Here is a 12342-nt window from a genome sequence, read left to right on the forward strand (position 1 = left end):
ACAAAAAGTGACTTACGTCACACAAAAACGATAGTGGCGGCAGCAAAGATCGAAATGTAGCCGAAATACAGAGAGTGAATGTGATCAACATCACTATGAAGGTAGGGGGGAGGTCGAGGTATTTGAGAGCTGCGTCACAAGACACCCCGTTTTCAGCCTAATTTGATCACAAGCTGGTAGATTGAAGTTGCTTAGACGACAGGGATGGCGGTTCGGCAAAACCGGCCAGCCCGACTACCACTTTTAATCAAACAGGCTTAAAACGGGGTCCCGACATGTTATCACCGGATACCAAAGTCAAGATACAGAATTTTGGACGCTTCCTGTCCAATATGGTCATGCCCAACATAGGCGCCTTCATCGCCTGGGGGTTCATTACCGCCCTCTTCATCCCCACCGGCTGGCTGCCGAGCGAAACCTTGGCCAAGCTGGTCGGCCCCATGATCACCTACCTGCTGCCACTGCTGATTGGCTATACCGGCGGCAAGCTGATGGGCGGTGAGCGCGGCGGCGTGGTCGGTGCCATCACCACCATGGGCGTCATCGTGGGGACCGACATTCCCATGTTCATGGGCGCCATGATGGTCGGCCCGCTCGGTGGCTGGGCCATCAAGCGCTTCGACAAGGCGATGGACGGTCGCGTCAAGAGCGGCTTCGAGATGCTGGTCAACAACTTCTCCGCCGGCCTTATCGGCATGCTGCTGGCGATCCTCGCCTTCTTCGTGATTGGCCCCTTCGTCAAGGTGCTCTCCGGCCTGCTGGCCGGTGGCGTCGGCTTCTTGGTGGAAAACCACATGCTGCCGCTCACCTCCATCTTCGTCGAACCGGCCAAGATCCTGTTCCTCAACAACGCCATCAACCACGGCATCTTCTCGCCGCTGGGGATCCAGCAGGCGACCGAGCACGGTAGCTCCATCTTCTTCCTGATTGAAGCGAACCCGGGCCCGGGCATGGGTGTGCTGCTGGCCTACATGGTGTTCGGCCGTGGTGCCGCCAAGCAGTCCGCGGCTGGCGCCTCCATCATTCACTTCTTCGGCGGCATCCACGAGATCTACTTCCCGTACGTGCTGATGAACCCGCGCCTCATTCTGGCGGTGATCGCCGGTGGCATGACTGGGGTCTTTACCCTGACCCTGTTCAATGCAGGTCTGGTCTCACCCGCCTCACCGGGCTCCATCTTCGCCGTGTTGTTGATGACGCCGAAAGCCTCCCTGATCGGGGTCGCCCTCTCCATCATCAGCGCGACTCTGGTCTCCTTCCTGGTCGCCGCCGTGTTCGTCCGCGCCCAGCAGCCGGAAGCTGACGAGGCCGATGCCCTCGGTGAAGCCACTCGCAAGATGAAAGCCATGAAGGGCGGCAAACCCGAAACCGCAGCGGCCAAGAAGCCGGGCGGCGAACTGATGGCGGTACGCAATATCGTGGTCGCCTGCGATGCGGGCATGGGCTCCAGCGCCATGGGCGCAGGCATGCTGCGCAAACGGGTGCAGGCCGCCGGGCTCGATATCAGCGTCACCAACCGCGCCATCGATCAGCTCGACGATCAGGTGGATTGGGTCATTACCCACAAGGATTTGACCGAACGGGCCCGTCGCCATGCGCCGAACGCTCACCATATTTCCCTGACCAACTTCCTCGACAACGGCCTCTATCAGGAGCTGGTACAGAGCCTGACTCAGGCCGCCAACGATGATGTCGCCAACCCGCAACTGCTGGTGGCCGCCAACGATGACAGCTACGAGCCGCAAGCGGCCGAAGTCTTTACCCTGAGCCGTCATGACGTGCATCTGGGACTGAAAGCCGACAGCAAGGAGGCCGCCATCCTGACCGCAGGCCGACTGCTGGCGGAGCGCGGCTACGTGGCCCCCGACTACGTCAACGCCATGCTGGAGCGCGAACAGCTGGTCTCCACCTACCTCGGCGAATCCATCGCCGTGCCCCACGGCACCATCGCCGCCAAGGAGTTTGTGAAGCGTACCGGCATCGTCATCTGCCAGTACCCGGCCGGGGTCGCCTTTGGCGAAGCCGCCGATGAAGTAGCGCGGCTGGTGATCGGCATCGCCGCCCGCAACGACGAACACATGCAGGTAATAACCCGCCTGACCAATGCACTGGATGAACCCGGTCTCATCGACCGACTGGCCAGCACCACGGATCCCCAGGCCTTCCTGGATCTGCTGGGTGCCGAACAGGCTGCGTAATCATCTTTCATCGTCTTTGGTTCAAGAGGTTAATATCATGAAAACATTGCATTTTGGTGCTGGTAACATCGGTCGCGGCTTTATCGGCAAAGTGCTGGCGGATGCCAGCCATCAGGTCACCTTCGCCGACGTCAACGACACTCTGATCGATCAGCTCAACCACCGCCAGGAGTATAAGGTCCACGTGGTGGGTGCGGATCAGAAGCTGGATGTGGTGCGCAACGTGGCGGCGGTGAGCTCCGCCGGTCACGAGGTGATCGCCCGTATCATCACCGCCGATCTGGTCACCACGGCAGTGGGCCCCAACATTCTGGACAAGATTGCCAGTACCCTGGCCAAGGGGCTGCAAGCCCGCTTCGATGCCGGCAACCTGACTCCGCTGAACGTCATCGCCTGTGAAAACATGGTGCGCGGCACCAGCCACCTCAAGCGCGAGGTACTCAAGTACCTGCCGGTCGCGTATCATGCCACGCTCGAATCCTGTATCGGCTTCGTCGACTCGGCGGTGGATCGCATCGTGCCGCCCGCTGCGGCTGCCAACGATGACCCGCTGGAAGTGACGGTCGAGAGCTTCAGCGAGTGGATCGTCGATCAGACCCAGTTCAAGGGGGAGTTGCCACAGGTGGCGGGCATGGAGCCAACCGACAACCTGATGGCCTTCGTCGAGCGCAAGCTGTTCACCCTCAACACCGGCCACATCGTCACCGCCTACCTCGGCAAACTGCGGGGCTACCGCACAGTGCGCGAGGCGATCGAAGATCCGGTGATCCGCAGCAAGGTGCGCCGCGCCATGGAGGAGAGCGGTGCCGTACTGGTAAAACGCTACGGCTTCGACCCGCGCCTGCACGCCGCCTATATCGAGAAGATCCTGGCCCGCTTCGCCAACCCCTATCTGGTGGACGAGATTGACCGGGTCGGTCGTCAGCCGCTGCGCAAGCTGGCGGCGGGAGATCGACTGGTAAAGCCGCTGCTGGGCACCCTGGAGTACGGCCTGCCGAGCGATCAGTTGCAGGAGGGGATCGCCGCGGCGCTGCACTATCGCAATGCCGATGACCCGCAGGCGGTGGAACTGCAACAGCTGCTGGCGGAGCTGGGCCCGGCCCAGGCCCTGGCGCGCATCACCGGCCTGGCCGCCGACAGCGACATCGTCAGCGCCATCGTCACCCGTTATGGCAATTTGAAGTGACCTGATGAGGTGTCACCGTGCCGGCCCGCGCAGGCCGGTCACCAAAGCGCCTCATACGATAAAAACCGGGAGAGAGGCCCACTCTCTCCCAGTCAGCTGGACCCAATGCACTTATGACCACACACCAGGAAGATGAAGTACTGGAACGACTGAACGAGCAGGATGGCCCCCGCGGCTTCTTTCTCGAGGTCGTGACCATCCTGGAAGAGGCGGTCGACTCCCTGATGCGACGCGCGTTCCGTCAGGAGGAGTATGCCGTCAAATACGCCATCGAACCCCTGCTCAACCAGAGCGGCCCCCTCGGCCAGCTGGAGGTGCGCCTCAAGCTCATCTTCGCCCTCGGCCTCATCTCCCTAGAGCGCTATCAGGATCTCGAGGCTTACCTGAAGATCCGCGACTTTCTGGTGCGCGACCCCAAGGATTACCGCTTCAGCGACAAGCCGATCCGCGATCTGCTGGCGCGTCTGCACGGCGTCAGCCAGGGCGGCATGATGCCGCAGGAGGCCCCCGCCAACGAGGAGGACTGGCCCTTCTACCAGATGCAGCTGAACCGGCTCGATCAGGTGGTGCGCTCGGCGCTGGTGCTGGCGGTGGCCGACTGCGTCACCGAGCTCCACAAAGAGAGCCCCATCTAATCCGGCTGGTGGCCGTAGCCTGCGGCCCCCTGCCTCGCCTTCCCAGCAACCGTGACGCCCGCTGTCGCGCGACCCGCGTCCCCCCTTGCTCCCGCCGCCGGCTGGTGTCAATCTGACCATCTTCCCCACTACACTTCCTCCAGGTCCATTGCCCCAACCGAGGTCTGCATGATCGCTCTCTCCCTGGCCGGGATCGCCCTGGTCTCAGTGCTGGCCCAGTGGCTCGCCTGGTCACTGCGGGTACCCGCCATCCTGTTTCTGCTGCTCACCGGCCTGTTGTTGGGACCGGTCGGCGGCCTGCTCGACCCCGATGCCCTGCTCGGCGACCTGTTGTTCCCGCTGGTCTCCCTGTCGGTCGCCATCATCCTGTTCGAGGGGGCGCTCACCCTGCACCTTGCCGAGCTCAAGGGGATCGGCAAGGTGGTGCGCAACCTCTGCTCCACCGGCATGCTGGTGAGCTTCGCCGTCATCGGCAGCGCCGGTTACTTCCTGCTGGGGCTGGACTGGCGGGTCGCCATGGTACTCGGCGCCGTGCTGGTGGTGACCGGCCCCACCGTGGTCGCCCCCATGCTCAACGTGATCCGCCCGACCCAGGAGGTGGACCGCATCCTGCGCTGGGAGGGGATCGTCATCGATCCCATCGGCGCCCTGTTTGCGGTGCTGGTGTTCGAGGCGGTGCGCCTCGGCAGCCAGGGGGATCTGGTCGGCCACACCCTGCTGGCGCTGGCCAAGACGGTGGGAGTAGGCTCGCTCATCGGGGTCGGTGCCGGCTGGCTCACCACCCTGCTGATCCGCAAGGACTGGCTGCCGGTCAGCCTGCACAAGTTCGGCGTGCTGGCGCTGGTGCTGGTCACCTTCAGTCTCTCCAACTGGCTCAGCCACGAATCCGGCCTGCTGGCAGTCACCGTGTTCGGCATCTGGCTCGCCAATCAGGAGGGGCTGGATCTGGAGGAGGTGCTGGCCTTCAAAGAGGATCTCGCCGTCATCCTCATCTCCTCCCTGTTCATCCTGCTGGCGGCCCGCCTCGATCTGGCCCAGCTCTGGCAGCTCGGCCCCATGGTGCTGGCGTTGTTGTGCGTGGTGCAGTTCGTGGCGCGTCCGCTCTGCATCCTGGTCTCCACCTGGGGATCCGATCTCTCCTGGCGGGCCCGCGCCCTGCTCGGCTGGATCGCGCCGCGCGGCATAGTGGCGGCGGCGGTCAGCGCCTCCTTCGCCATCAGCCTGCATGAGGCCGGCATTGCCGATGCGGACAAGCTGGTGCCGCTGGTGTTTGCGGTGATCATCTCTACCGTGGTGCTGCAGAGCCTCACCTCGGCGCCGCTGGCCGGGTTGCTCAAGATGCGCCAGAGCGCCCCCAACACCTGGCTCATCATCGGGGCCAACTCGGTGGCGCGGGCCATCGGCCGGGCACTGGCGGATCAGGGGGTACCGGTCCAGCTCTGCGATCCGGCCTGGGAGTTCTGCCGACAGGCGCGGATGAGCAACCTGCCCTGCTACTTCGGCAACCCGCAATCCGAACACGCCGAGCTGCACCTGCCGCTCACCAGCATCAGTACCGTGCTGGCGCTCTCCCCCAACCGCCACAACAACGCCCTCGGCGTGCTGCACTTCGCCCACCTCTACGGCGAGGAGAAGGTCTACTCGTTGCGCTCCAGCGAGCAGCACGGCAAAGCCAACCGGGAGAGCGCCACCTTCCGCGCCCGTCAGAACCTGTTTGGCCCAGACATCAACTACGCTAGGCTGAGCGGCCTGCTGAGCCGGGGCGGCCAGATCAAGGCGACCCGCCTGAGCGAGGCGTTCGACTGGGCCCAGTATCAGGAGGCCAACCCGGGCGCCATCCCGCTGTTCGTGCTGGATGGCAAGGGGCGGACCCGCATCGTCACCGGCCCCGTCGAGCCGCTGGCCGGGGAGCTGCTGATCGCCCTGCAGCCCCCCAAAGAGGGGGCCGGCCAGTGAACTCTGCCGAATCTACCGCCGAGCCGACCGCCAACCCGCTGCTCGCCCCGCTGCTGGCACTGCTCAGGCAGGCCAGCGGCAGCTACAAGGTGCACGAGCTGCTGGCCGAGCTGCGCCGCCAGGAGCTCATCCCGCCTCTGCCGGGGGACGAGCAGCAGCAGCTGTTTCGGCTCAATTTTCTCATCATGAACGCCCTCTATCAGCTGCAGGCCGAGCTCCATGGCGAAGGGTGGTGGCTGCTGATCAGCACCCTGGATATCCGGCTCGAACCGCTCGCCCCTCGCAACGCGGGAAGCGCCCTCGCCCAGGGCGAGGCGCTGCGCAGTTACTACCTCGACTGGCAGGTGTTCTGGCAGACCGACCGGGAGGAGGTGGAGGCCCTGCTCGGCAGCTTCTGGCGGGCCTACGCACGGGATGAACACAGGGCCGAGGCGCTGACCCTGTTCGCCCTGCCGGCCGGGGCGGGGCCTGACGCCATTCGCCGCCGCTGGCGTGAGCTGGCACTGCAACACCATCCGGATCGGGGGGGCGACGCCGACACCTTCATCCGCCTGCGCTGGGCCTGGGAACACCTCAAGACGGCCAAATGAGCCGCCTGATTGCGGCCGCAACCACTAGACTTGAAGTGGCATCAAGCGTCACGGGAGGATGTCATGACAGTCAATGAACTTCGTCTGCTCTACCAGCAACAAGCCTTCAAGGAAGCCGAGATCCTGCAGGATGCCATCCTGCCCGGCTGGATCGTGGAGTTCAGGGGACAGGACGGCAAACTGTACGAGATGACCGACACCCTGGGTTGCCCCCTCAGCTTCGGCTCGGTCGAAGAGGCCCGCCAGCATGTGCATCTGGTGGCGGACTGCCCGATCCAGATCGAGCACCTCTACCGCTTCTTCGAACGCTGAGAAGCTGGCAGGCGCAAAAAAGGCTCCCACGGGAGCCTTTTCTCATTCCGGTTGCAGGGGGTCAGACCCCTTGCCCTCCAGCCGTCTGACCGGCTTTTGCAGGATCAGGTTGGCGGGATAGGTGACCAGATCGCCGTTGTCATCGCGCACCCGCACGTAGAAGAGACCGATCTCGGTGATGACGCCGGTGACGGAATCATCCTTGTCGAGGATCCGGATCCGATCGCCAATCCGGTAGGGGAAGGCGAAGAAGATGGTGATGCTGGCGGTGATGTTGGAGAGGATCGACCACTGCGCCACCATGGCGACCCCCAGCACCGCGAAGAAGGAGGAGGCCAGCACCACCAGCCGCGAGAAGTCGAGCCCCCACACCCCGGCCAGGATCAGCAGGGTGGCGCAACCGAGCAGGAAGTGGAACACGTGCTCCACGTAGAGCACCCGGTTCTCGCTCACCTGCCGGCTCTGGCCGAGGGCCATCAGGCTCTTGTGAATGAGGCCGCGAATAAGGGTGTGGCCCAGCAACAGCAGCAGGGTCACGCCAAAAGATTCCCATGTGGTCATGTCGGCTCCTTACCACCAGCGTCTGTGTTTGAGCCAGACCGCCAGCCCGGCGGCCAGCGCCACCAGGGATCCGCAGAAGATCCAGAAGGCGGTCGGGCTCTCGGCTCCGGGGATGCCTCCCAGGTTGATGCCGAACAGGCCGGTCAGGAAGCTGGCGGGCAGAAACAGCAGCGCCATCACCGACATCTGGTAGGCGCGGCGGTTGGTCGCCTCCGCCATCAGGTTGTTGATCTCGTCCGCCAGCACGGCGGTGCGCGCCACCCCGGCATCCAGATCGTCGAGCCAGCGCCGCAGCCGATCGGCGATGTCGAGCAGGCGCCGCCGGTCGTCCTCGTCCAGCCAGCTGATCTTCTCGTTGGCGAGGCGCGCCACCAGATCCCGCTGCGGCGAGAGGTAGCGGCGGATCATGATGAGCTGCTTGCGGATCAGCGCCAGCCTACCGTTGGCGGGCAGGTCGCGCATCAGCACCTGCTCTTCCAGATCCAGGATCTGATCGTGCAGCTCCTCGACGAACTCTCCGGCCCGATCGGTCAGGGCGTCGCAGATCTCCACCAGCCAGTCGGCCGGGGTGTCCGCACCGCCCCCCAGCTTCAGCTGCTCGAAGACATCTTTTTCCGACAACAGCGGCCGCCGCCGACTGCTGATGATGAGGTCCGGCGTGATGAAGATCCGCAGCGCCACCATCTCTTCGGGCCTGTGATCCTTGTTGTGGTTGATGCCGCGCAGGATCAGCAGCACAGTCTCCCCCATCCGCACCAGCTTGGGGCGATTGCTCTGGCCGAGCAGGGATTCGCGCGCCGCGTCACCCAGCAGTGGGGTCTGCAACAGCCAGCGCGCCGCCTCCGGGTTGCCATAGTCCAGATGCAGCCAGCCCGGCTGCGCTGCCGGTATCTCGCTGCCCGCCGCCAGCGGCTGCATGCCCCCCCTGCCATCCAGGGTCAGGCCATAAATCACGTCACTGGGCACCCGATCCATCTGCTCGTCCTTCTCGCTCATGTTCATCGGCCCAGCTTACACCAAAGCCGGACCCAACTCAGCCCCGGGGCAGCCGGCCGCCCCCGGCCGTGCTAAGATGCGCCACTCTTTTCAGACACAGGAAGCCCTGCCATGCCCATCTGGGTTGATGCCGATGCCTGCCCCATTCCGGTCAAGGAGATCCTCTACCGTGCCGCCCACCGCGCCCAGGTGGTGACGACCCTGGTGGCCAATCAGGGGCTGCGGGTGCCCCCCTCCCCCTTCATCAAGACCCAGCAGGTGGAGAAGGGCTTCGATGTGGCAGATCATGTCATCGCCCAGCAGGTCAAACCCGGCGATCTGGTGATCACCGGCGACATCCCCCTCGCCGCCCTGGTGATCGATGCCGGCGGCGAGGCGCTCAATCCCCGCGGCGAGATCTACACCCGCGAGACCATCAAGGCGCGGCTCGGCATGCGCAACTTCATGGAAGAGCTGCGCTCGGCCGGGGTCCAGACCGGTGGCCCGGCCCCCCTCAACGCGGCCGACAAGCAGCGCTTCGCCAACGCGCTGGACAAGTGGCTAGTCAGGGGCAAGCTGAGCTGAGCCCGCTCCCCGGCGCCCTGTCGGGGAGACCCGTTCATCCCCTTCTGCGCTTAATTCTTTCTTAAGGGAGCTGAACTAACCTTGTGGCTGTTGACCCAACCACCCGCAAGGAGCAAGCAATGAAACTGACCCCCCTGTTGTTACTGATCCCTCTGTTGAGCGGCGCAGCCCTGGCCGATCCCCAATGTACCCAGGCCGACAAGAGCAAGTGGATGAGCGAAGCCGACGCCCAGCAGCAGATCAAGGCGATGGGCTATGACATCAAGAAGTTCAAGGTCACCGAGACCAACTGCTACGAGATTTACGGTTGGGACAAGGAGAAGCGCAAGGTCGAGATCTACTTCGACCCGACCGATCTGAAGAAAGTGAAAGAAGAGATCGACGAATAACGCCGCGTTGGGCCGGCAATGCGCCGGCCCCAGCCTTGGAGCCTTGCCATGACCCCTACCTCTGAAGTGAAAGTCTGGGATCCCCTCATCCGGGTGTTTCACTGGGCTACCGTCACCCTCTGCCTGCTCAACTTCTTCATCCTGGAAGAGGGGAGCAAGCTCCACAAGTACGCCGGCTACGCGGTGGGCATCCTGCTCATCATCCGCCTGCTGTGGGGACTGATCGGCCCTCATTACGCCCGCTTCGGCCAGTGGTGGCCGACCCCGGCCCGGGTGCGCTACTACCTGCGCCAGCTGGCCAGCGGGCATCACCCCTACTACCTCGGCCACAACCCGGTCGGCGCCCTGATGATCTGGCTGCTGCTGCTGTCGCTGGTCGGCACCGTGGTCACCGGCTGGCTCACCACCTGGGATGCCTTCTGGGGCGAGGACTGGCTGGAGGAGCTGCACGGCATCCTCGCCAACACCCTGATGGCCGCCGTCGGTGTCCATGCGGCCGTGGTGATCCTGACCGATCGCCTCACCCGCAGCGACCTAGTGCGCGCCATGGTGCTGGGTAAAAAACGGGTGCCCGCCGACACCAAGGTGGAAGATCCGCGCATTTAATGACCGGGTCGCCCGCCGGGCCCCGGTTTTTTGCTGTAATGGCCCGCGACACTGGTAAGATGCGCCGCCATTTTCCCATGTCGTAGCCATCATGACCGCCCAAGGGCACCTGCTGTTTTCCGTTACCTGCACCCTGATCGCCCACAAACTCCAGCTGACGCCGGCCCTGGCCGACGCCAGCCTGTGGCAGACCGTACCCGCCGCCCTGGCCAGCGCCCTGCTGCCCGACCTCGACCACCCCAAGTCGGTATTGGGGCAGCGGCTGCCCTGGATCTCGAAACCCCTCTCTCGCCTGTTTGGTCATCGCGGCTTCACCCACAGCCTGCTGGCGGTGGCGGTCGCCATCTGGGGGCTCAACCAGCAGTTGCCGCCCGATACTCTGCCGGCCGGGGTCAAGGATGCCCTCATCATCGGCTACCTCAGCCACCTGCTGGGGGACTGGCTCACCCCGGCCGGCATCCCGCTCTTCTGGCCCAGCAAGCGCCGCTACCGGCTGCCGGGCTGGCCGCTCAGAAGTGGCGGCGCCCTCGAGACCGGCTTTTGCACCCTCACCCTGCTGGCCGCCGGTTACTGGGCCCACTGGCCCGGCTAGGTGGTCGGCCGCCAAAAAACAAACCCCTGCCGAGGCAGGGGTTTGTAGTGGTGAGAGCGGGTGGATGACTTACAGCATCACACCGGCGATCACGGCGGAGAGCAGGCTCACTAGGGTGGAGCCGTACACCAGCTTCAGACCGAAGCGGGAGACCATGTTGCCCTTCTCTTCGTTCAGCGCCTTCACCGCACCGGCGATGATGCCGATGGAGCTGAAGTTGGCGAACGACACCATGAAGATGGAGAGGATGCCGACGGTACGCGGAGAGAGCTGGGCCGCGATCTTGCCCAGATCCATCATGGCCACGAACTCGTTGGTCACCAGCTTGGTCGCCATGATGGAACCGGCCTGCAGCGCTTCACTGCCCGGGATGCCCAGGATCCAGGCGATGGGGTAGAAGATGTAGCCCATGACGTGCTGGAAGTTGACGCCGAACGCCATCTCGAACAGGTAGTTGATGAGGGCGATCAGGGCGATGAAGCCCACCAGCATGGCACCCACGATCACCGCCACGGTGAAACCGGCCATGATGTACTCGCCCAGCATCTCGAAGAAGTTCTCTTTCTTCGGGGTGTGGTGCTCGTCACCCTCTGACAGCGCCTTGGCGTCGGTCACGGTATTGTCCGGCTCGTAGGGGTTGATCAGCGACAGCACGACGAAGGTGCTGAACATGTTGAGCACCAGGGCGGCCACCACGTAGCGCGGCTCGATCAGCTGCATGTAGGCACCGACAATGGACATGGAGACGGTGGACATGGCGGTGGCGGCCAGGGTGTACATCTGCTTCTCGTTCAGGTGCGGCAGTATGTTCTTGAGCGCGATGAAGTTCTCGGACTGGCCGACGATCATGGAGCTGATGGCGTTGAAGGATTCCAGCTTGCCCATGCCGTTGATCTTGGCCAGCACGGTACCGATGCCGCGGATCACCAGCGGCAGCAGACGGATGTACTGCAGGATACCGATCAGCACAGAGATGAAGACGATGGGCATCAGCACCATCAGGAAGAAGGAGAAGGCCCCTTCATTGACTAGGCCGCCGAACACGAAGTCGGTCCCCTGCTTGGCAAACTCCATCAGCTTGGTGAAGCCGGCGGCAAAGCCACCCACTACCGCCAGACCCACTTCGGAGTTCAGCATGAACCAGGCCAGCGCCAGTTCGACCACCAGCAGTTGGCCGATATAGCGCGGCTTGATCAGTTTCCAGTTGCGGCGGTTTGCCAGCAACGCCAGAGCGAGGACCATGACGAGTCCGAGCACAAAGTGAACGTATTCCATACCTGTAGCACCTGAGTGAATTGTAATTTTTGACCGGCGCCATCATAGACATTTGCATATTTAAAAATTCAGATAGCCATCACAATCTGCGGTAAAAATATGCATGTTGGATAATACAAACGTTTTTAAATTAATTAAACACTCATACGAGCATCCAATCATTGTTCAATAAACAACAAAACTCAATACAAACAATCACTTAAAAGTAAATCAGGTATTTGTAATACTCCTGTTTTCACAGCTTAATTACATTCACTTAATACTCGCAAGGCCACGCAGAAGTGGTCAGAACAAATTTACGACAAGTTTATTTAATCAAGGCAGGGTGAAAAACGTTTATCTTATTTGCGATGAATGTAGGCGGAGCCAAATACATATTTCCGCGACCGCGAACTACTGCTCCGGATTGCCAGGGGGCTGTCGGTGAGCCGACCCCTTGCCGCCGGGCTGACAGTCACGAACAGAAGCAGCCGCTCAAATTT

13 protein-coding genes are annotated in these 12342 nt (G+C 62.9%); 10 read left to right on the forward strand and 3 right to left on the reverse strand.

The window, feature by feature from the left end; all coding sequences use genetic code 11:
• The first annotated feature begins 275 nt into the window (after positions 1 to 275).
• The 6 genes from ACB031_RS17060 to ACB031_RS17085 all read left to right on the forward strand — a co-directional run bounded on the left by ACB031_RS17060 (position 276) and on the right by ACB031_RS17085 (position 6877).
• Positions 276 to 2198 (forward strand): PTS mannitol transporter subunit IICBA, encoded by a 1923-nt coding sequence (locus ACB031_RS17060; RefSeq protein WP_371139945.1) that lies wholly within the window; start codon positions 276 to 278, stop codon positions 2196 to 2198.
• A 37-nt stretch (positions 2199 to 2235) separates the two neighbouring features.
• Entirely contained in the window at positions 2236 to 3384 is a 1149-nt protein-coding gene (locus tag ACB031_RS17065; protein ID WP_371139946.1) for a mannitol-1-phosphate 5-dehydrogenase, read from the forward strand.
• Positions 3385 to 3497: 113 nt separating this feature from the next.
• Positions 3498 to 4019: an MltR family transcriptional regulator gene (locus tag ACB031_RS17070; RefSeq protein WP_005308438.1), complete on the forward strand. Its 522-nt coding sequence runs from the start codon at positions 3498 to 3500 to the stop codon at positions 4017 to 4019.
• A gap of 168 nt (positions 4020 to 4187) precedes the next feature.
• Positions 4188 to 5975, forward strand: coding sequence for a sodium:proton antiporter (locus ACB031_RS17075; RefSeq protein WP_162512986.1), 1788 nt, complete (start codon positions 4188 to 4190; stop codon positions 5973 to 5975).
• Complete coding sequence (locus tag ACB031_RS17080) at positions 5972 to 6565, forward strand: DNA-J related domain-containing protein (protein ID WP_139752165.1); 594 nt, start codon at positions 5972 to 5974, stop codon at positions 6563 to 6565. Before ACB031_RS17075 ends, ACB031_RS17080 begins: the two co-directional genes overlap by 4 nt.
• A 63-nt stretch (positions 6566 to 6628) precedes the next feature.
• Entirely contained in the window at positions 6629 to 6877 is a 249-nt protein-coding gene (locus ACB031_RS17085; protein WP_005308429.1) for a hypothetical protein, read from the forward strand.
• A 42-nt stretch (positions 6878 to 6919) separates the two neighbouring features.
• Here ACB031_RS17085 and ACB031_RS17090 read toward each other — a convergent pair whose 3' ends face one another.
• Together ACB031_RS17090 and zntB are read right to left on the reverse strand one after the other, a co-directional pair.
• The gene (locus ACB031_RS17090; protein WP_010635249.1) at positions 6920 to 7438 is read right to left on the reverse strand and encodes a mechanosensitive ion channel domain-containing protein; all 519 of its coding nucleotides are present in this window, start codon (positions 7436 to 7438) and stop codon (positions 6920 to 6922) included.
• A gap of 9 nt (positions 7439 to 7447) precedes the next feature.
• A complete protein-coding gene (gene zntB / locus ACB031_RS17095; RefSeq protein ID WP_017785820.1) occupies positions 7448 to 8440 on the reverse strand; it encodes a zinc transporter ZntB in 993 nt (330 codons plus the stop codon).
• 105 nt (positions 8441 to 8545) lie between these two features.
• Here zntB and ACB031_RS17100 point away from each other — a divergent pair, with 105 nt between their 5' ends.
• The 4 genes from ACB031_RS17100 to ACB031_RS17115 all read left to right on the forward strand — a co-directional run bounded on the left by ACB031_RS17100 (position 8546) and on the right by ACB031_RS17115 (position 10585).
• Positions 8546 to 8998 carry a YaiI/YqxD family protein gene (locus ACB031_RS17100; protein ID WP_005308419.1) on the forward strand — a complete coding sequence of 151 codons (453 nt, stop codon included), beginning with the start codon at positions 8546 to 8548 and terminating at the stop codon, positions 8996 to 8998.
• A gap of 119 nt (positions 8999 to 9117) precedes the next feature.
• Entirely contained in the window at positions 9118 to 9387 is a 270-nt protein-coding gene (locus tag ACB031_RS17105) for a PepSY domain-containing protein (RefSeq protein ID WP_005308413.1), read from the forward strand.
• Positions 9388 to 9435: 48 nt separating this feature from the next.
• Positions 9436 to 9993, forward strand: a complete 558-nt coding sequence (locus ACB031_RS17110; RefSeq protein WP_371139947.1) for a cytochrome b/b6 domain-containing protein — start codon at positions 9436 to 9438, stop codon at positions 9991 to 9993.
• Positions 9994 to 10084: 91 nt separating this feature from the next.
• Positions 10085 to 10585, forward strand: a complete 501-nt coding sequence (locus ACB031_RS17115; RefSeq protein WP_139752167.1) for a metal-dependent hydrolase — start codon at positions 10085 to 10087, stop codon at positions 10583 to 10585.
• A 69-nt stretch (positions 10586 to 10654) separates the two neighbouring features.
• Here ACB031_RS17115 and ACB031_RS17120 read toward each other — a convergent pair whose 3' ends face one another.
• Positions 10655 to 11860 (reverse strand): NupC/NupG family nucleoside CNT transporter, encoded by a 1206-nt coding sequence (locus ACB031_RS17120; RefSeq protein WP_005308404.1) that lies wholly within the window; start codon positions 11858 to 11860, stop codon positions 10655 to 10657.
• Positions 11861 to 12342 lie beyond the last annotated feature (482 nt).

Source organism: Aeromonas sp. S8(2024) (assembly GCF_041403085.1).
Lineage (GTDB): Bacteria > Pseudomonadota > Gammaproteobacteria > Enterobacterales > Aeromonadaceae > Aeromonas > Aeromonas dhakensis.